This is a genomic window from Cytobacillus massiliigabonensis, from assembly GCF_900199725.1.
In the GTDB taxonomy this organism is placed as follows: domain Bacteria; phylum Bacillota; class Bacilli; order Bacillales; family Cytobacillaceae; genus Cytobacillus; species Cytobacillus massiliigabonensis.
Window position 1 is genome coordinate 406,314 of the sequence record NZ_LT904904.1, and the last position, 19,350, is coordinate 425,663.

Annotated in this window: 19 protein-coding genes; 18 read left to right on the plus strand and 1 reads right to left on the minus strand. The window is 40.3% G+C overall.

The features are described from left to right. The first annotated feature begins 161 nt into the window (after nt 1-161). The 16 genes from rpmE (at nt 162) to C1726_RS13340 (ending at nt 15,514) form a co-directional block, all read left to right on the plus strand. Nucleotides 162-368 carry a 50S ribosomal protein L31 gene (gene rpmE / locus C1726_RS13260; RefSeq protein WP_053478529.1) on the plus strand — a complete coding sequence of 69 codons (207 nt, stop codon included), beginning with the start codon at nt 162-164 and terminating at the stop codon, nt 366-368. Nucleotides 369-505: 137 nt separating this feature from the next. After that, nucleotides 506-1,126, plus strand: coding sequence for a thymidine kinase (locus tag C1726_RS13265; protein WP_102273598.1), 621 nt, complete (start codon nt 506-508; stop codon nt 1,124-1,126). 187 nt (nt 1,127-1,313) lie between these two features. Further along, nucleotides 1,314-2,291 carry a DMT family transporter gene (locus C1726_RS13270; protein WP_102273599.1) on the plus strand — a complete coding sequence of 326 codons (978 nt, stop codon included), beginning with the start codon at nt 1,314-1,316 and terminating at the stop codon, nt 2,289-2,291. 42 nt (nt 2,292-2,333) lie between these two features. Next, the gene (locus tag C1726_RS13275; protein WP_102273600.1) at nt 2,334-2,996 is read left to right on the plus strand and encodes a GntR family transcriptional regulator; all 663 of its coding nucleotides are present in this window, start codon (nt 2,334-2,336) and stop codon (nt 2,994-2,996) included. Nucleotides 2,997-3,233: 237 nt separating this feature from the next. Further along, on the plus strand, nt 3,234-4,577 hold the full coding sequence (locus C1726_RS13280) for a serine hydroxymethyltransferase (protein ID WP_102273601.1): 1,344 nt from the start codon (nt 3,234-3,236) through the stop codon (nt 4,575-4,577). 325 nt (nt 4,578-4,902) lie between these two features. Next, nucleotides 4,903-5,976, plus strand: a complete 1,074-nt coding sequence (gene prfA, locus C1726_RS13285; protein WP_057760152.1) for a peptide chain release factor 1 — start codon at nt 4,903-4,905, stop codon at nt 5,974-5,976. A 7-nt stretch (nt 5,977-5,983) separates the two neighbouring features. Next, nucleotides 5,984-6,841, plus strand: a complete 858-nt coding sequence (prmC, locus tag C1726_RS13290; RefSeq protein ID WP_102275803.1) for a peptide chain release factor N(5)-glutamine methyltransferase — start codon at nt 5,984-5,986, stop codon at nt 6,839-6,841. A 178-nt stretch (nt 6,842-7,019) separates the two neighbouring features. Next, nucleotides 7,020-7,838 carry a stage II sporulation protein R gene (spoIIR, locus tag C1726_RS13295; RefSeq protein WP_102273602.1) on the plus strand — a complete coding sequence of 273 codons (819 nt, stop codon included), beginning with the start codon at nt 7,020-7,022 and terminating at the stop codon, nt 7,836-7,838. 230 nt (nt 7,839-8,068) lie between these two features. Then, nucleotides 8,069-8,512 carry a GNAT family N-acetyltransferase gene (locus tag C1726_RS13300; RefSeq protein WP_102273603.1) on the plus strand — a complete coding sequence of 148 codons (444 nt, stop codon included), beginning with the start codon at nt 8,069-8,071 and terminating at the stop codon, nt 8,510-8,512. 177 nt (nt 8,513-8,689) lie between these two features. Continuing rightward, nucleotides 8,690-9,733, plus strand: coding sequence for an L-threonylcarbamoyladenylate synthase (locus C1726_RS13305; protein WP_102273604.1), 1,044 nt, complete (start codon nt 8,690-8,692; stop codon nt 9,731-9,733). Between the two features lie 134 nt (nt 9,734-9,867). Beyond that, nucleotides 9,868-10,419 carry a manganese efflux pump MntP gene (locus tag C1726_RS13310; RefSeq protein ID WP_102273605.1) on the plus strand — a complete coding sequence of 184 codons (552 nt, stop codon included), beginning with the start codon at nt 9,868-9,870 and terminating at the stop codon, nt 10,417-10,419. 473 nt (nt 10,420-10,892) lie between these two features. Further along, the gene (locus C1726_RS13320; protein WP_102273607.1) at nt 10,893-11,345 is read left to right on the plus strand and encodes a low molecular weight protein arginine phosphatase; all 453 of its coding nucleotides are present in this window, start codon (nt 10,893-10,895) and stop codon (nt 11,343-11,345) included. Nucleotides 11,346-11,359: 14 nt separating this feature from the next. Continuing rightward, on the plus strand, nt 11,360-12,655 hold the full coding sequence (locus tag C1726_RS13325) for a methyl-accepting chemotaxis protein (protein ID WP_102273608.1): 1,296 nt from the start codon (nt 11,360-11,362) through the stop codon (nt 12,653-12,655). 432 nt (nt 12,656-13,087) lie between these two features. Further along, a complete protein-coding gene (gene rpiB / locus C1726_RS13330) occupies nt 13,088-13,528 on the plus strand; it encodes a ribose 5-phosphate isomerase B (protein ID WP_102273609.1) in 441 nt (146 codons plus the stop codon). 29 nt (nt 13,529-13,557) lie between these two features. Beyond that, the gene (locus tag C1726_RS13335; protein WP_102273610.1) at nt 13,558-14,133 is read left to right on the plus strand and encodes a TIGR01440 family protein; all 576 of its coding nucleotides are present in this window, start codon (nt 13,558-13,560) and stop codon (nt 14,131-14,133) included. Between the two features lie 139 nt (nt 14,134-14,272). Then, nucleotides 14,273-15,514, plus strand: a complete 1,242-nt coding sequence (locus C1726_RS13340) for a serine hydroxymethyltransferase (RefSeq protein ID WP_102273611.1) — start codon at nt 14,273-14,275, stop codon at nt 15,512-15,514. 16 nt (nt 15,515-15,530) lie between these two features. Here C1726_RS13340 and C1726_RS13345 read toward each other — a convergent pair whose 3' ends face one another. Further along, nucleotides 15,531-17,177, minus strand: a complete 1,647-nt coding sequence (locus C1726_RS13345; protein ID WP_102273612.1) for a hypothetical protein — start codon at nt 17,175-17,177, stop codon at nt 15,531-15,533. Between the two features lie 164 nt (nt 17,178-17,341). Here C1726_RS13345 and upp point away from each other — a divergent pair, with 164 nt between their 5' ends. Together upp and wecB are read left to right on the plus strand one after the other, a co-directional pair. Beyond that, entirely contained in the window at nt 17,342-17,971 is a 630-nt protein-coding gene (upp, locus tag C1726_RS13350) for a uracil phosphoribosyltransferase (RefSeq protein WP_102273613.1), read from the plus strand. Between the two features lie 151 nt (nt 17,972-18,122). Then, on the plus strand, nt 18,123-19,271 hold the full coding sequence (gene wecB / locus C1726_RS13355) for a non-hydrolyzing UDP-N-acetylglucosamine 2-epimerase (RefSeq protein ID WP_102273614.1): 1,149 nt from the start codon (nt 18,123-18,125) through the stop codon (nt 19,269-19,271). The last annotated feature ends 79 nt before the right edge of the window (nt 19,272-19,350 follow it).

A 19,350-nucleotide genomic window follows, 5' to 3' on the forward strand; every position in this document is an offset into this window, starting at 1 on the left:
ATTATTTCCCTTTCTTAGGAATCGAGAAATCAAATATTGCAAAATAGGTTTGGCCTTGTTATAATAATTCCAGTGTGTTTTTAGATTATACGGCATCATCATGAATGCCCGTACTATATACTCTGTTTCAGTATGATTCAGGGCGGAAGGAGATGAAAAGAATGAAAGCAGGAATTCATCCAAATTACAATAAAGCAATGGTGAAATGTGCTTGCGGTAACGAGTTCGAAACAGGTTCTGTTCAAAAAGAGATCCGTGTTGAAACTTGTTCAGAATGCCACCCATTCTATACAGGACGTCAAAAATTCGCTGAAGCTGGCGGACGTGTTGATCGTTTCAATAAAAAATACGGCATTAAGCAACAATAATAACAACCAAAACAGGCAAGTTTTCTTTCTTGCCTGTTTTTTATTGCCTTTCATACTTAAATTTCTCCATAAATGTGTCATTTGAAGGTACTTAGAGATAATATATATTGCAACAGTGTAAGGAGGAGAGGCCGTTCATGTATGTGATGAAGCATCATGGGTGGGTAGAGGTCATTTGTGGAAGTATGTTCTCTGGAAAATCAGAAGAACTCATCCGCCGCGTGCGCAGAGCCCAATTTGCTAAACAAAAAATTGTTGTATTTAAGCCGCAAATCGACAATCGCTACAGTGATGAAGAAGTTGTTTCTCATAATGGGACTGCTTTTACTGCAATCCCTATTTCCCATTCAACTGATATTTTTCAACATATTAATTCAGAAATTGATGTAATTGCTATTGATGAAGTCCAGTTTTTTGATTCAGAGGTTGTGAAGGTGATTCAGCACCTTGCTAATAGCGGCCACCGAGTCATTGCAGCTGGACTTGATCAAGATTTCCGTGGAGAGCCATTCGGACAGATGCCAGCATTGATGGCTATTGCAGAATTGGTTACAAAGCTGCAGGCAGTATGTGCGGTGTGCGGATCACCAGCGAGCCGTACTCAACGCTTGATCAATGGCAAACCAGCATCCTATGATGATCCTGTCATTTTAGTTGGTGCTTCAGAAGCGTACGAGCCTCGCTGCCGTCACCATCATGAAGTTCCGAAATCTCCTAGTATTAGTTATGGGAAAGAAACAACAAATTCAATTTCATAAATCATATATTATTTATTGCTGTCTGAATGATTTCAGGCAGTTTTTTTTTGGGAAAAAGAAGGTATGGCTGAAAAGCTGTTGAAGAGTTCGAGTAGTTTCCTAAAAAAATATTGCTAAAAAACCAAAATGCGATATATTAGTTATATGAAAAATTGACGAAATTTTATAACTTTAGAGGTGAAATGAATTGCGTCCGATCATTTTAGGTATTTTTGCTGCTTTCTTTTTTGCATTTACATTTATATTTAATCGATCGATGGAGCTTTCAGGTGGCAGCTGGATTTGGAGTGCTTCACTCCGTTATCTATTTATGGTTCCATTTCTTCTCATTATTGTGATGTTCAGAAGAAATTTAAAGCCTCTTTTCTTGGAGATGAAAAGAAAGCCGGGCATTTGGCTCGTATGGAGCTTTATTGGCTTTGGGTTATTCTATGCACCATTAAGCTTTGCAGCCGCTTATGGACCTGGCTGGCTTGTTGCTGGGACCTGGCAAATAACCATTGTATCGGGGTCATTGCTTGCACCTTTATTTTTCGAAACAAGGCAAACGGAAAGTGGTCCACTCCGGGTTCGAAGCAAAATACCAGTTGCTGGCTTGATGATGTCTATCCTCATCTTAGTAGGTGTGGGAGTCATGCAAATAGAGCACGCCGGTCATCTTTCGGCAAAAGCGATTATTTGGGGCGTACTGCCGGTAGTCATCGCATCCTTTGCTTATCCGCTGGGGAATCGGAAAATGATGGAGGTGTGTGAAAATCGATTAGATGCCTATCAGCGTGTATTAGGGATGACGATAGCAAGTTTGCCCTTTTGGCTTCTTCTTTCTGCTTATGGCGCTGTAACGGTCGGTCTGCCTAGCATGGACCAAGCGATTCAATCGCTTTTCGTCGCGGTTTGTTCAGGTGTGATTGCAACTGTCCTCTTTTTCAAAGCAACTGATTTAGTGAAGGGAAATATGCCTAAATTGGCTGCAGTTGAAGCCACTCAGTCGTTTGAAGTATTGTTTGCTGTATCAGGTGAATGGCTGATACTATCTGCACCGCTGCCTTCCTATTTATCATGGATTGGCATGCTTCTTGTCATTATTGGCATGGTTTCGCATAGCTATGTTTCACAAAGAGAGATTCCGATTAAGCTTCCAATCGCAAAATATAAGTCAGTTTAATTGGAATTGACTTTATATAGCTCTGATTGATATATTGGTTTCATGAAAACAATAAAAACGATTGAACGACCGGCGTTAAGAGATCAAGTCTATGATTCATTAAAAAAGGCGATTATTACTTTGGAGCTGCAACCGGGTCAGCGCATTAAAGATAAGGATTTGGCAGCTGAATTTGGCGTCAGCCGGACTCCCGTTAGAGAGGCGCTTAAAAGACTCGAAGATGAAGGGCTTGTTGAGTCGCTTCCAGGCTCCCAAACACGGATTACAGAAATTCATTTAGAGGAGGCGAAGAACGCATTTACCGTTGTTGCTGCACTACAAAGTTTAGCGGCTCGGCTTGCAGTTCCCATCATTTCTGATGAAGACATTCAATTAATGGAAGAAAGAAACACAGAATTACAGAAAGCTTTAGATAAAAAAGATGTGATTCAAGCAGTGGCAGCAGATGATCAATTTCATGCCGTTCTGCTAAAGGCTTCAAAAAATGATGAAATTGAACGGGCATTGGATCGAATCATATCAAAGGTTAGAAGGCTTGAGTTTTCAAAATTCAGCTCAGTTGATGCAGCACAATCACTTGAAGAACATAAAGCGATTATTTCAGCATGCCAAAAAAAGGATCCCACCTTAGCAAGTTCTTTAGTAGAGGAAAATTGGCTAAGCTTAGGACGAATTCTTGTTGGTGATACGGAACATAAAAAATAATGAGTAGGGAGAGCATAACGAAGGTTATGCTCTTTTTTATATTTAAACACAGAATAATCTGACTAGTATATTGACCATTAATCCAAAATGCGATATATTGGTTTTTAGAAAGAGCCTATTTCTAGATCCTTTCATTCCTAGATCATCCTCCTAACTTGCTAGAATCATAGGTTCTTTACAGGTTAAGCAAAAGAATAGCTATTGTTTTAAAGAAAACAACTGAGGAGGAATGTTAGAATGAATTCTGTGACAAAAGCGGCTGAAAACTATGAAATTCATGATTCTAAAGTGTTAGACTGGGCAAGAGAAATAATTGAAAAAAGCTCTTCCCCTCGTTTGATCCAGAAGGAGATCATTAATGCTGTCGATCGGAATGCGATTTGGAGAGGTGAGGAATGTCTCAATTTATTGGCACCCGAAGCACCTACAAGTCCGACGGTTCGGCAATTGCTTGCATCTGAGGTAGGCACACGAGCTGCAGAAGGGCATATCGGTCCTACACAAAGATGGTTTGCTGGTACAAAATATATTGATGAAATTGAATCCCTCTGTGTGGAGCTTCTGAAAAAAGTCTTTAAAAGCAAGTATGCAGATCACCGCTTAGTCGCAAGTATGATTGGAAATATGACTGTATATGCAGCCTTAACGAAGCCGGGGGATAATATTTTAACCATTGCACAGCCATTTGGCGGTCACTCCAGTAACCGGTATGATGGTCCGGCAGGGATTCGAGGTTTGAATATTTACGATGTTCCAATGGATCCAATCGACTTAGTCGTTAATATTGATGAGTTTGCAAAGATTGCTAGAAAAGTAAAACCAAAGTTAGTAACACTCGGTGCTTCGATGACTTTATTTCCGTTTCCGCTAAAGGAAATGTCCGAAATTGTGCGAGAGTGGGACGGAAAGATTTTCTTTGATGGTGCCCACCAGCTTGGCCTTATTGGCGGTGGACAGTTCCAAGATCCGCTAAATGAGGGTGCTTGCATTATGACTGGTTCCGCAGGAAAAACATTTAGCGGTCCACAAAGCGGGATCATTGTCTGGAATGATCCTGAATTAACACAGCCTGTTTGTGATACGATTTTCCCTGCGCTTGCCGCAACACATCAGGTAAACCGTGTAGCTGCCTTAGCCGCATCTGCTGCTGAATTTTTAGCTTTTGGCAGCGAGTATATGGCACAAATAGTTGCGAACGCAAAAGCGTTAGCAAAAGCTTTGTATGATCGCGGCATTACTGTACTCGGCTCTCATAAAGGCTTTACAGAAACACACCAGGTGATTCTTGATGTGAAACGTTTTGGCGGCGGTTTAGATGTGGCACACAAACTTGCGAAAGCCAATATTATTACGAATAAAAATTTGATTCCTAGTGACAAGCCTGAAGACTGGGATTATCCAAGCGGTTTACGAATTGGAACAATTGAAATTACTCGTTTGGGAATGAAGGAAGCTGAAATGGACATCATCGCCGACTACATCGTTCGTGTCTTAGAAGGAAGAGATACAGTTGAGGATATTCGAAAACGTGTGATTGAAATGCGGTCTGGATTCCAAAAGATTCATTACTGTTTTGATTAAACTCTTTTAGTGAGACCTTCTGAGTAATCGGAAGGTTTTTTTCTTTTCTAGAAGGTGAAATGCATGATAAATAAGGGGAATTGCTAGATAAATTTGAAAAAATGTTCGATTAACGGGAATAGTTGCTCGATAAAATGAAAAAGTTGCTAGATAACCCTTTAATAAGAGACTAAACCTTTCTTAATTTGTTTTTGACTGCATCTTTCACCTATACTATAATTAGAATGTTATGGATTTGTGTATAAATGAACAAAAATAAACTACTTTATATAGACTGCCCGGAAATAGCATCCGAGGATGAATGAAAAAATTGAGGTGAAATGCTGTGTTTGATCGTCTTCAATCAGTGGAGGACCGCTACGAAAGATTAAATGAGCTTTTGAGTGATCCGGATATTGTAAATGATCCAAAAAAGCTGCGTGAGTATTCGAAAGAGCAATCCGATATACAAGAGACTGTTGAGGTATATCGTGAATATAAAGAGGTGCGCGAACAGCAGCAAGATGCGAAAGCAATGCTTGAGGAAAAATTAGATGCTGATATGCGTGAAATGGTAAAGGAAGAGCTGAGTGAGCTTGAAGAGAAGGTGGAGGACCTTGAAGCGCGTCTAAAGATTCTTCTCATTCCGAAAGACCCGAATGATGATAAAAACGTTATTATGGAAATCCGCGGAGCTGCTGGCGGAGATGAGGCTGCTCTATTCGCAGGCGATTTATACCGTATGTACAGCCGTTTTGCAGAGATGCAAGGCTGGAAAACAGAAGTAATTGATGCGAACACGACAGGTGTTGGCGGTTATAAAGAGATCATTTTCATGATTAACGGAAATGGCGCTTATTCGAAATTGAAGTTTGAAAATGGTGCGCACCGAGTACAGCGTGTGCCTGAAACAGAGTCTGGCGGCCGTATTCATACGTCAACAGCAACTGTTGCGGTTCTTCCTGAAGCGGAAGAAGTGGAAATTGAAATACATGATAAGGACATTCGTGTTGATACATTTGCTTCAAGCGGACCAGGCGGACAAAGTGTTAATACAACCATGTCAGCTGTCCGTCTAACACACTTGCCGACTGGAACCGTTGTTTCCTGTCAGGATGAAAAATCTCAAATTAAAAATAAAGAAAAGGCAATGAAAGTATTGCGTGCCCGTGTATATGATAAATTCCAGCAGGAAGCACAGGCGGAATATGACCAAGTGCGTAAATCAGCTGTTGGTACAGGAGATCGTTCTGAACGAATTCGTACGTATAACTTCCCGCAAAACCGTGTGACCGATCACCGCATTGGATTAACGATTCAAAAGCTGGATCAAATTCTTTCAGGAAAGCTAGATGAAGTCATCGATGCATTAATTCTTGAAGAACAATCTGCGAAGCTTGAAAGTGCTTCTAATGAGTAATGCACCTATGAAAGTATATGAAGCCCTCCATTGGGCTTCTTCTTTTTTAAAAGAAAAGAATCGGGACGAAAATGCGGGAGAATTATTGTTGCAGCATTATATGCGAATGAGCCGTGCAAGCTTTCTGGCAAGTCTTCGCGATGAATTAGATACAAATATTTTTGAAGATTTTAAACAGGCTGTTCTTCTTCATGCAGAAGGGAAGCCGATTCAATATATTATAGGGTATGAAGAATTCTATGGGCGCACTTTTCTCGTTAATGAGGATGTTCTAATTCCGCGGCCGGAAACAGAAGAATTGGTTTACGGTGCTTTGGAGCGTCTGAATAATCTATTTGGCGGACGGAAGCCGCTTGAAGTAGCTGATATTGGGACAGGCAGCGGTGCGATTGCCATTACACTGAAGCTTGAAAATACGGATTTGCTTGTAACGGCAACAGATATTTATCGACCTACATTAGTTTTAGCAGCAAAGAATGCAAAATCGCTTGAAGCGGATATTCAATTTGTTGAAGGGGATCTGCTTAAGCCGTTAATTGCCATGGGAGAAAAATTTGATGCTGTTATTTCGAATCCCCCCTATATTCCTGTTGGGGATATGGAGTGGATGTCTGAGGTCGTTTTAGAGCATGAACCCCATCGCGCATTGTTTGCGGGTATGGATGGTCTTGATATTTACAAAAGGCTAATCGAAGAACTGCCTGAAGTATTAAAGGATAAGGCGCTAGTCGGATTTGAAGTCGGGGCAGGGCAAAGCAAGGCGGTTGCCGAATTACTCCAGCAAACTTTTCCACAGGCAGATATAGAGATTGTTCATGACATTAACGGGAAAGACCGAATCGTTTTTGCAACAATTCGGGGCTAGGGATCGTTTGTGAAAATAGACAACCAGGTTTTCTTAAAAATAAATGAGTGTCCTTCCCAAAAGAGCAATTATAGCTGGTTTGCTCTTTTGCGGTATCAGGCACTCATTTTTTTTATTTTACTAGTTTAAGATTCTGTCATTTTGTCCACACTGGGTTAGTGAAGGGGCGGTGGCAAAATTGAAAACAAAAATCATAGTGAATTTATATATTATTATTTTATGTTTAGGAACAATATTGAGTTTGTATATGCCAAAAAACGAGGTGATAGCGGATGAGCCGCTTGTTATACCTAATGAGGCAATTAGGCTTCGGATTCTAGCAAATAGTGATAGTGAATCCGATCAGGCAATTAAGAGACTTGTCAGGGATGCGGTCAATGCAGAAATTACAAAATGGGTAGCTGAATTAACGTCAATTGAAGAGGCTCGTGATTTAATTCGCTCACGATTGCCAGAGATTCAAAAGATAGCAGAAAATGTAGTAGAAAAGGAACAATCATCGCAATCTGTAAAAGCGGAATTCGGAAAGGTAGATTTCCCTACAAAATTATATGGACAATTTCTTTATCCCGCTGGGGAATATGAAGCGATTTTAATCACCCTTGGAGAAGGAGATGGAGCTAACTGGTGGTGTGTATTATTCCCGCCGCTATGCTTCCTGGACTTTTCAAATGGCGTTGCAGTAAGCGAAGGATTTGAAGAGCAAGAAAAGGTTAGCGCTGAAACTGAGGTAGAGGCAGCGAGCAATATAGAAACAGAAGCACTAGAAATAACAGAAGAGGAAGAAAAGATGAGCGCTGAAACAGAGGGTAAGGCAGCGAATCATATAGAACCAGAAGCACTAGAAAAAACAAAAGAGGAAGAGAAGAAGGAACAGCCAGACCCAGTAAAAGAAGAAAGTGAAGAGCAAGAACCCCCAGTATATGTAGAAGAGGACGAGAAGCCAGTAGAAGTAAAGTTTTTTATAAAAGAGCTTTGGGACAATCTGTTTAGCTGAAAGCCTTCAGAAAGTGCAAGGCTTTTCTGTGTAAAAAAATGGCCGGTCTGATTCATTGAACAAGCCTTTATGTACGGAGTAATAACAAGCGCAGTGAAATGAGGCAGACCGACATTTACATGCTTGGCTGTGAGCAAATGCTCATGAATATTTTTAGTTAAATAGCAGTTCTACTTTCTCTATTTTTCCATATTCATAGAAATAGAATATGAAAAATGGGGTGGGTCTAAGTGGAAACTATCATTCGCTGTGCAAGAGAAGAGGATAGTACGAGAGTGGAATTATTTTTAGAAGAGGCAGGATTAAGCAAGGATGGCGTGCAAGCATCAATAGACTATTTTCTGCTAATGGAAAATCAAATAGGGGATATTAAGGCAACACTAGGGATTGAACCGCTTGGAAAAGTTGGTCTGCTTCGTTCGCTTGCCATGCGTCCGGATCGAACGGAAAAAGATTTATCTCTTCTTTTTGAGCAAATTTTAATTTTAGCAAGGGACAGACAGTTAAATACATTGTATTTAGCTTCCAATAAAAAGAGCTCACTTGAAATATTTCGCTTGATTGGATTTACTGAGGAAATAATAGAAAACTTACCTGATGAGCTTTTTCAGTCAGAGCATGTAAAACACATTTTAACTGTGGACAACTCCTTCTTTTTAAAATTATCCATCTAAATTGTGGGTATCTTTCCAAAGTTATTCACAAAAACGCTTATTCTATCCACAATTTGTGGATAATACTTGAGTTATCCTCTATCTTCTTTTATACTTTCAAAAGTAAATAACAGAAAAATCACGGGAAATAAAGGATTCATCCATTTTAATTTTCGTGATTAATGAAGGTGGAGCAGAATGAATACAAAAAGATGGTCGGTGGATAAATATGTGGATGATCAATGCAGTTATCCACAAATCTCACAGGCTGCCGATCTTTTAATAAACAATGAAGTCGTTGCCTTTCCAACTGAAACAGTATACGGATTAGGTGGAAATGCAGAAAATGATGACGCAGTCGCAAAAATTTTTGAAGCAAAAGGGAGACCAAGTGATAATCCGCTAATTATCCACATTGCTGAAAAAGAGCAGCTGAATGCATTTGTAGAGGAAGTACCTGAGAAGGCCGCACAATTAATGAAGGCGTTTTGGCCAGGACCGTTAACCCTTATTTTTAAAAAGAAAGAGGGAGCACTTTCCGATAAAGCAACTGCTGGGTTATCCACAGTTGCGGTCCGAATGCCAAATCATCCAGTGGCATTAGCGATTATTAGTGCATCAGGGCTTCCCATTGCTGCACCAAGTGCTAATCGTTCTGGAAGACCAAGTCCAACAACAGCTGAACATGTGTGGGAGGATTTGAATGGAAAAGTAGCAGGGGTAGTCGACGGTGGACCGACCGGTGTGGGGGTTGAATCAACTGTAGTTGATTGCACAGAATTCATTCCTGTTATCTTAAGGCCAGGCGGTGTAACAAAAGAGCAGCTTGAAGCGGTGATTGGTGAGGTAAGCATTGATCCAGCACTTGTGGATAAGAGCGAGGCTCCGAAGTCTCCAGGAATGAAATACCGCCATTATGCTCCGGATGCGCCGCTTACTCTTGTGAATGGGACAAAGGAGTTTATTCAGGAACTTGTGAATAAAAAGAAGGCAGAAGGATTATCTGTGGGTATTTTAACAACTGAAGAGAATCTCGATTACTATCAGGCTGACTATGTGATAGCCTGTGGAAAACGGGATAACTTAGATTATGTAGCAAGTTCTCTGTATGATGCGTTAAGGAAATTTAATAATACCAATGCCGATGTCCTATTTGGTGAGATGTTTCCGCAAGAGGGTGTGGGACATGCAATCATGAACCGCCTCATGAAGGCAGCTGGGCACCGGGTAATTAACAGCTGAGCCGTTCCTTTTGAAGGAACGGTTTTTTATTTGTGGATAACTTTATGGGATTATCCTTTCGTTTAATGTGTTTATTCTTCTAAAATCCTTAGGACGTGCATATGCTGAAATAGCAAGTCCAAGGGGGAGGAAGAATGGGAGAAATGTTTGGTGTAGTATTCACACTGAGCTTAATGGCATTTGCTTTAGCGATGGATGCCTTTTCTGTTGGTCTGGGGATGGGGATGTTTAAACTTCGCCTTAGACAAATTTTTAAAATTGGTATGATTATAGGCTTTTTCCATATTTGGATGCCTCTCTTAGGGATGATTGCTGGAAAGTTCTTATCCGAAAAGTTTGGAGAGTTCGCTACATATGTAGGTGGGGGATTGCTTCTTCTGTTAGGTATTCAAATGATCTGGTCAGGATTTAAAAAAGAAGACAATAGTCTGATCACTCCAGTTGGATGGGGTTTAATTCTATTTGGCTTTACTGTTAGCTTAGATAGCTTTTCTGTTGGGCTGACTCTCGGCATTTATGGGGCACAAACCGTTATTGTACTCGCATGCTTCGGCATAACAGCAACAATTCTTACATGGCTCGGCTTACTGATTGGCAGGAAGGTGCAAGGGTGGCTGGGATCATACAGTGAAGCCCTCGGTGGAAGCATCCTCCTCGCCTTCGGAATCAAACTGCTTCTAGGCTAAAGAAGTGTCAGCGGGCCGTGCATGGAGATGCTCCTGCCTGCAAATTGTATAGTTTGTGTCTAAGATAGACATTTAAGATTCTGCCGAAGTTTCTTTGTAAAGAAAGGGAAATCTGCTCCCTTTCTTTTTTTGTAGGGCTTTTTGCGTAGATATGGGAATACATAAGCGGAAAAATTCCGCCTAATGTAGAAAAAGTAGCGTAAGAAGCAGAAATAAGCGGAGATATTCCGCTTAATTGCTCTAAATAAGACAAAATCCAAAGATTTGGCTACTTTAACCGGAAAAACTCCCCTTATTTTTAAGGAAATATCGTTATTTCCCGAAATAAACGGAAATTTTCCGGTTATTTTAAACAAAGTACAATCAACATTCAGTTTCAATAGAGATTTTTAGTAAAGTATTAAAAAAATTTGTCGAAGAATACTATTGAATCTGGGAGTTTTGACTTATAATGGTGGAAAGGAGGCACAGCTATGACTCGCGTTTTATTTGTTTGTACAGGAAATACGTGTCGGAGCCCGATGGCTGAGGCCATTTTGAAAAGCAGGAATCTCCCGGGGATTGAAGTGAAATCAGCTGGTGTGTATGCAATGGATGGGAGTGCAGCATCGGAAAATACAAGAAAAGTCCTTGCTGAGAATGGGATTTTGTTTGATTCCCATCAGTCATCGATGCTAAATGATGAGCTTGTGAATTGGACGAGCTATATTATCACAATGACAGCAAGCCACAAAGCAGCGGTGATCAGTATGTTTCCAGAGACTGCTGGAAAAACCTTTACCTTAAAGGAATTTGCAGCTGGAAATAGCAATGGGGATATTGCCGATCCTTTTGGCGGTTCAATTGAACATTACAGACAAACCTATAATGAAATGAATGACATGATTATAAAAATGATTCAACGGCTACAAAAAGAAAACAGGTAAGCAGGGGGACAATAATGGAGGAGAAACATAGATACAAATTTGGTTTAAGAAAAAAACTTGTACTGTTTATTACTACTCTAGCAATTATTACTTACACAACAAGTGCTTTCTTTATTTACTTTTTATACCCGCTGATCCAGGAATCCCTTCCGTTTGGGGAAGTGTGGTTTACAATTATCACACTTAGCCTTGGGATTATTTGGTCAGGGATATTAGCTTTCTTCGCAGCTGGCTTTATTATAAAACCGTTACAAAAGTTAGAGAAAATGGCTTTAAAAGCAGCTCAAGGGAATATTCAAGAAGATGTCGAACTTGCTAAATCAGATGATGAAATTCGTTCGCTTGGCATGGCGTTCAATGATATGCTTTCAAACTTGAGGGAAATGGTCCATCAAATCGATGAGAACTTCCGTGAAACAAATGATAAAGTCATTGCCATTTCAAAGGAATCTTCTTTTGCAGCAGATCAAGTAGATGCAATTTCTAGAACAATCAACGAAATTTCTTTAGGTGCAGATAATTCAGCGATATCCATCCAATCAACAGCTGAATCGGTTGAAGATGTGATTCGGATTGCCGAAGAAGTTCAAGATAAGGCAAAGGCCTCTGAATTAGTATCTGCGGAAATGGTTCAGGATCTTTATAATTCTAAGAAGGTTATTCATGATCTCATTTCAGGGATTGAAAAGCTTGCCGAGGAAAACCAGCAATCTCTTCAAACAGTCAAACGCTTAGAAGAGAATGCGGCAAAGGTGGAACAAATCATCCAGCTTGTTGGTGACATCGCAGCGCAAACGAACTTGCTTGCATTAAATGCTTCAATTGAAGCAGCACGTGCAGGTGAACATGGAAAAGGCTTCGCGGTTGTTGCTGAGGAAGTCCGCAAACTTGCAGATGAGAGCGCCACAGCTGTCCAAGGCATTTCAGAATTAATTAAAAACATACAAGGTGAAGTCCAGAATGTCGTGCGCCAAATTTCAGAGCAGGTCGAAACGGCAAACAGTGAAGCGAAAAAAGGAACAGAAACAAATGAAGTCATTGAAGAAATGACAAAAACCGTGAACGAAATGGCAGAGTCAGTTTCAACGATAACGATATTAGTAGACCGTCAAATGGAAAGTATTCAGCACACTTCCACACAATCACAGGAAGTGGCAGCCATTGCAGAAGAAACCTCTGCAGGCGCCCAAGAGGTGGCAACGGCAACAGAACAGCAAACAAAAGTAATGGCCAACGTAGAAAGCCTGGCGAATGAACTTAAAGGCCAGGCGGGAAAATTGAAAAATACCATTACGAGATTTCAGATTTAATCCAATGCAGCCTTCATTTATGAAGGCTTTTTTTTATGTTCTATTAGCTTTACAAGTCAATCCCTCTTTATAATATTTGCTTTTTGTGCCAAAATAAGGGCAGGTTATAAAAGTAGTTATTTTCTAAATGATTGTTGTTTTGACCAAGTTGTGTGATAAACACTTTTGAAAAAATTGGTTGACTGGAGCGGAAGGTGCGAGACTCCTCGAAAATGCTTACGCATTTCCTTCGTGTGATGACTATTCACTGTAGCTTATTCAACGTCCTGCGGGAAGTGTGGGACAGGTGAGACCCCACAGGCACGCAATGCCGAGGAGGCTCACCGCCCACCCCGCGGGTCGCTGCGCATCCTGAAGCGGAAGTCAACCTCTACCAACTCATTTTTTAGCATCAATGTTTGTGAAAACAGACCTTTTTTAGGAGGATTAAAGATGAAAGTAGCGATTGCATCAGACCATGGCGGAGTAAATATTCGCGAGGAAATAAAAGATTTAATGAAAGAAAAGGGCATTGATTTTGAAGACTTTGGCTGTGAATGCGGTACGTCTGTTGATTACCCTGATTATGCACTTCCTGTTGCGGAGAAGGTCGCAAACGGAGAATTTGATAAAGGAATTTTGATTTGTGGAACAGGCATTGGCATGAGCATTGCGGCTAATAAAGTAAAGGGCATCCGCTGCGCGCTTGTTCACGATTTATTCAGTGCAAAAGCAACGCGTGAGCATAATGACAGCAATATGCTTGCTATGGGGGAACGTGTCATCGGACCGGGACTGGCCAGGGAAATTGCCAAGGTTTGGCTAACAACGGATTATGAAGGCGGACGCCATGAAAACCGTGTTGGAAAAATTAAAGACTACGAAAACAAATAGAAACAAAGCTTCCGAAAGGGTGAGCCTTTATGACGGAAACCATTCAGATGTGGGAAGAACAGCTGCATACAATTCTTCGTGAATTTGCTGATCAAGTTCAGCTGACAGACAATCATCTTTTTGTCGTCGGCTGCAGTACTAGTGAAGTGGCTGGAAAGAAAATTGGCACAGCAGGTACGGAGCAAGTGGCAGAAATGATTTTTAACCAGCTGAAAAAATTCCGCGAGCAAACAGGTGCTGCACTTGCTTTCCAATGCTGTGAACACCTGAATCGGGCGTTAGTCGTTGAACGAAAAACAGCAGAAGAAAGACAGCTTTCTGAAGTAAGTGTGATCCCTGTCCGTAAGGCAGGCGGTGCAATGGCTACCTATGCTTTTGAACATTTTGAGGATCCAGTTATGGTTGAACATATTGCTGCTGATGCAGGCATGGATATTGGAGATACATTTATCGGTATGCACTTAAAGCATGTAGCTGTCCCGATAAGAACCTCACAGAAATGTATTGGGGAAGCCCATGTGACATTGGCAAAAACAAGGCCAAAGCTAATTGGCGGCGCCCGCGCTGTATATGAACGAAGCCAAGCGAATGAGTCATGCAGATAATAGAAGCCTTTGCTAAACGCAATGGCTTTCTTTTATTCTTCTTTTCATCACAAAAACATGATAAGATATAATAGAATTTTCAAAATAGGACGTTACATATCTATTGAAAATAGTTTAGTCGAAAAGGGAGGATTCTATAATGAAGCATTTAGCACAACAGGATGAACAGGTTTTTCAATCGATTCAAGATGAGTTAGGACGTCAAAGAACAAAGATTGAATTAATTGCCTCTGAAAATTTTGTCAGTGAAGCGGTAATGGAAGCACAAGGATCTGTGCTGACAAATAAATATGCTGAAGGCTATCCAGGCAGACGCTATTACGGCGGATGTGAACACGTGGATGTCGTAGAGAATCTGGCTCGCGATCGTGCGAAGCAAATTTTTGGTGCTGAGCATGTAAATGTACAGCCGCATTCAGGTGCACAAGCGAATATGGCTGTTTATTTTACAATTTTAGAGCAAGGCGATACTGTTCTTGGTATGAATCTTTCCCATGGCGGACATTTAACACATGGAAGCCCTGTTAACTTTAGCGGCATTCAATATAACTTTGTTGAATATGGTGTCGATGAAAAGACACATACGATTGATTATGATGTTGTTCTTGAAAAAGCACGTGAGCATAAACCAAAATTAATTGTTGCTGGTGCGAGCGCATACCCGCGTGAAATTGACTTCAAACGTTTCCGTGAGATTGCTGATGAGGTCGGCGCGTATTTAATGGTCGATATGGCTCATATTGCAGGTCTCGTTGCAGCTGGTCTTCATCAGAATCCAGTTCCTTATGCTGATTTCGTCACAACAACAACACATAAAACACTTCGCGGTCCACGCGGCGGGATGATTCTTTGTAAAGAAGAATATGCGAAGAAAATAGACAAGTCGATTTTCCCTGGTATTCAAGGCGGCCCATTAATGCATGTCATTGCTGCAAAAGCAGTCGCGTTTGGTGAAGCGCTTCAGGATGATTTCAAAGGCTACGCAGGCGATATCATTGCCAATGCGAAGCATCTAGCAGAAGGTCTTCAGAAGGAAGGACTTGACCTTGTTTCAGGCGGTACGGATAATCATCTATTGCTTGTTGATCTTCGCTCACTTGGCTTAACTGGTAAAATCGCAGAAAAAGTACTAGATGAAGTGGGCATCACAGTAAATAAAAATACCATTCCTTTCGATCCGGAAAGCCCATTTGTAACAAGCGGCATTCGTATCGGGACAGCTGCAGTTACTTCTCGCGGCTTCGGTGCAAAGGAAATGGAAGAAATCGCTTCAATCATTGCCTTTACATTGAAAAATCATGAAGATGAAAGCAAGCTTGAAGAAGCAAGCAAGCGTGTAGAAGCATTAACAAGCAACTTTACTTTATATCCGCAAAGGTAATCTTATTAGCTGCTCTTCAAAAAGAAGGGCAGTTTTTTTTATTGGAAAAAATTGGGGTTTCGATTAAAAAGCGTAATTTGCAAATAACCAGGAGAAGCTGCAAATAAAAAGCGTAATTTGCAAATAACCAGGAGAAGCTGCAAATAAAAAGCGTAATTTGCAAATAACCAGGAGAAGCTGCAAATAAAAAGCATAATTTGCAAATAACCAGGAGAAGCTGCAAATAAAAAGCGTAATTTGCAAATAACCAGGAGAAGCTGCAAATAAAAAGCGTAATTTGCAAATAACCTAGGAGGAGGTGCAAATAAAAAGCGTAATTTGCAAATAACCAGGAGAAGCTGCAAATAAAAAGCGTAATTTGCAAATAACCAGGAGAAGCTGCAAATAAAAAGCGTAATTTGCAAATAACCAGGAGAAGCTGCAAATAAAAAGCGTAATTTGCAAATAACCAGGAGAAGCTGCAAATAAAAAGCGTAATTTGCAAATAACCAGGAGAAGCTGCAAATAAAAAGCGTAATTTGCAAATAACCAGGAGAAGCTGCAAATAAAAAGCGTAATTTGCAAATAACCAGGAGAAGCTGCAAATAAAAAGCGTAATTTGCAAATAACCAGGAGAAGCTGCAAATAAAAAGCGTAATTTGCAAATAACCAGGAGAAGCTGCAAATAAAAAGCGTAATTTGCAAATAACCAGGAGAAGCTGCAAATAAAAAGCGTAATTTGCAAATAACCAGGAGAAGCTGCAAATAAAAAGCGTAATTTGCAAATAACCAGGAGAAGCTGCAAATAAAAAGCGTAATTTGCAAATAACCAGGAGAAGCTGCAAATAAAAAGCGTAATTTGCAAATAACCAGGAGAAGCTGCAAATAAAAAGCGTAATTTGCAAATAACCAGGAGAAGCTGCAAATAAAAAGCGTAATTTGCAAATAACCAGGAGAAGCTGCAAATAAAAAGCGTAATTTGCAAATAACCAGGAGAAGCTGCAAATAAAAAGCGTAATTTGCAAATAACCAGGAGAAGCTGCAAATAAAAAGCGTAATTTGCAAATAACCAGGAGAAGCTGCAAATAAAAAGCGTAATTTGCAAATAACCAGGAGAAGCTGCAAATAAAAAGCGTAATTTGCAAATAACCAGGAGAAGCTGCAAATAAAAAGCGTAATTTGCAAATAACCAGGAGAAGCTGCAAATAAAAAGCGTAATTTGCAAATAACCAGGAGAAGCTGCAAATAAAAAGCGTAATTTGCAAATAACCAGGAGAAGCTGCAAATAAAAAGCGTAATTTGCAAATAACCAGGAGAAGCTGCAAATAAAAAGCGTAATTTGCAAATAACCAGGAGAAGCTGCAAATAAAAAGCGTAATTTGCAAATAACCAGGAGAAGCTGCAAATAAAAAGCGTAATTTGCAAATAACCAGGAGAAGCTGCAAATAAAAAGCGTAATTTGCAAATAACCAGGAGAAGCTGCAAATAAAAAGCGTAATTTGCAAATAACCAGGAGAAGCTGCAAATAAAAAGCGTAATTTGCAAATAACCAGGAGAAGCTGCAAATAAAAAGCGTAATTTGCAAATAACCTAGGAGGAGCTGCAAATAAAAAGCATGATTTGCAAATATCCTAGGAGTGGCTTCGAAAAAACTGCCAATTCCGCAAAAAAATGTCTTTTTCATTCAAATTCACTATAATGAAGTCTCCCGAAAATACGAATATGAAAAAAACTTTTAACGTTTCTCAAACATTTTAAGCTTGGAGTTGCTCTGATTATTTTTTTTCTGTAAAATTAGACGAAGTGTTAGAACGAACCATTTTACAGATTGAAAAGGAGAGAATATTCATGGCAAAGGTATACGTATTTGACCACCCACTTATTCAGCATAAACTTACATATATTCGTGATAAAGCGACAGGAACGAAGGACTTCCGCGAGCTTGTTGATGAGGTTGCTACATTAATGGCATTTGAAATTACAAGAGATATGCCGCTTGAGGATACTGAAATTGATACACCTGTAAGCCGGACAAAGTCAAAAATTTTGGCTGGAAAGAAAATGGGTATTATCCCAATCCTTCGTGCTGGAATCGGAATGGTCGATGGGATATTAAAGCTTATCCCAGCAGCAAAGGTTGGGCATATTGGACTTTATCGTGATCCTGAAACATTAAAGCCAATCGAATACTACGTAAAGCTTCCAAGCGATGTTGAAGAAAGAGATTTCATCGTTGTTGACCCAATGCTGGCAACAGGTGGTTCTGCGGTTGAAGCGATTAACTCTTTGAAAAAGCGCGGGGGAAAAAATATTAAATTTATGTGTCTAGTTGCTGCTCCAGAAGGTGTGGAAGTGCTGAAAGAGGCGCACCCTGATGTAGATATTTACATTGCTGCTCTTGATGAAAAGCTGAATGACCATGGATACATCGTGCCTGGCCTTGGAGATGCAGGAGATCGTTTATTCGGGACGAAGTAATACAAAAAATGTAGAAATTGGTCAATTAGTGCCGGAATCTGATCCGAGATATAACCTTACTCGCCTTCTAGTGCTATAATGATCATGAATAATGCCACTTAGAAGATCGTTATTTACATCAGAACAAAAATATTAGAGGATGGTGTATAAAATGGATCGCCCGATTAAGGTGATGACAATTTTTGGTACAAGGCCGGAAGCAATTAAAATGGCTCCTCTTGTCCTTGAATTGCAGAAATACCCGAACCATTTTGAATCAATCGTTACAGTAACTGCACAGCATCGAGAAATGCTGGATCAAGTATTAACTATTTTTGGAATTAGTCCGGATTATGACTTAAATATTATGAAGGATCGGCAGACGCTTGTAGATGTGACTACTCGCGGCTTAGAGGGTCTTGATAAAATAATGAAGGAAACAAAACCGGATATTGTTTTAGTTCATGGGGATACAACTACAACCTTCATTGCTGGACTTGCAGCTTTTTATAATCAGATTGTGGTTGGACACGTCGAAGCTGGTCTGCGCACATGGAATAAATACTCGCCATTTCCAGAGGAAATGAACCGTCAGTTGACCGGAGTTATTGCTGATTTGCATTTCTCTCCTACAACCCAATCAGCGGAAAATTTGCTAAATGAAAATAAGAAAAAAGAGCAGATATTTATAACAGGGAATACGGCTATCGATGCATTAAAAACAACAGTTAAGGATGAGTACCATCACGAAGTGCTTGATAAAATCGGGAATGACCGCCTTGTCCTTTTAACTGCTCATCGCCGTGAAAACCTTGGAGAACCAATGAGAGGCATGTTCAGGGCAATTAAAAGACTTGTTGAGGAGCAAAAAGATATTCAGGTTGTCTATCCGATGCACCTCAACCCGTCTGTAAGAGAGATTGCTCGAGAAATTCTTGGAAATAATAATCGCATTCATTTAATTGAACCGCTTGATGTCATTGATTTCCATAATTTTGCTGAAAGAGCCTACTTGATTTTGACAGACTCTGGCGGTGTGCAGGAGGAAGCGCCATCCCTTGGGGTTCCAGTTCTTGTTCTTCGTGATACAACTGAAAGACCTGAAGGAATTGCCGCGGGTACATTGAAGCTTGCTGGTGTGGAAGAGGAGCAAATCTATACACTTGCAACACAGCTTCTAACGGATCAGGCAGAATACGGGAAAATGGCAAAGGCTGTCAATCCATACGGGGATGGAGAAGCTTCCAGAAGGATTTGCGAGGCTATTCGCTTCTATTTCGAGCAAACCGTTGAACGTCCAAAAGAGTATATACCACTTTAACAAAGAAGGGCTGACCTAATTTTAGGTTAGCCTTTCTTATTTGTACATATTCCCTCATTAAAATGAAAACCCTATAACA